The following is a 653-nucleotide window of genomic DNA, read 5'->3' as shown; positions in this document are numbered from 1 at the left end:
GCCTCCGCCGCGGAGGAACTGTCCTCCTCGATCACCGAGATCAGCCGTCAGGTCGCGCAATCCGCCGAAGTCACCGGCCGCGCCGTGGACAGCGCGCGCCGCACCGACACCATCGTGCGCGCCCTCTCCGACGGCGCCCAGCAGATCGAGCACGTCGCCGAACTGATCTCCAGCATCGCTGCGCAAACCAATTTGCTGGCGCTCAACGCCACCATCGAAGCCGCGCGTGCCGGCGAGGCCGGCCGCGGCTTCGCCGTCGTCGCCTCCGAGGTGAAGTCGCTGGCGAGCCAGACCGCGGAAGCCACCCGCGAGATCGGCGACAAGATCGCGCAGATCCAGGGCGCGACCAAGGAAGCCGTGGACGCGATCGGCGGTATCACCGCCACCATCGAGGAGGTCAGCCGCATCGCAACTTCGATCGGCGCCGCCATCGAGGAGCAAGGCGCCGCCACCGCCGAGATCGCCCGCAGCGTCTCGCAGACCGCGGAGGCGACCCGGGAAGTCACCACCAATATCGGCGGTGTCAGCACCGCGGCCAACGAAACCGGCAACGCCGCCGGCATGGTGCTCGCGGCGGCCTCAAATCTTTCCAAGCAGGCCGAGCAGCTCTCCGGCGAAGTCGGGACGTTCCTGAAGGGCGTGCGCGCGGCGTA

At 69.5% G+C, this 653-nt stretch carries 1 protein-coding gene; it reads left to right on the top strand.

Annotated elements, in window-relative coordinates; all coding sequences use genetic code 11:
• The coding region (locus tag AC1RR3_RS38525; protein ID WP_492830541.1) for a methyl-accepting chemotaxis protein at nt 1-653 on the top strand (653 nt) is incomplete at both ends.

The sequence above is a fragment of the Bradyrhizobium sp. GW821-FHT13H05 genome (genome assembly GCF_058804065.1).
The sequence above is the reverse complement of the archived record's forward strand: the minus strand, read 5'-3'. Positions and strand labels throughout refer to the sequence as shown.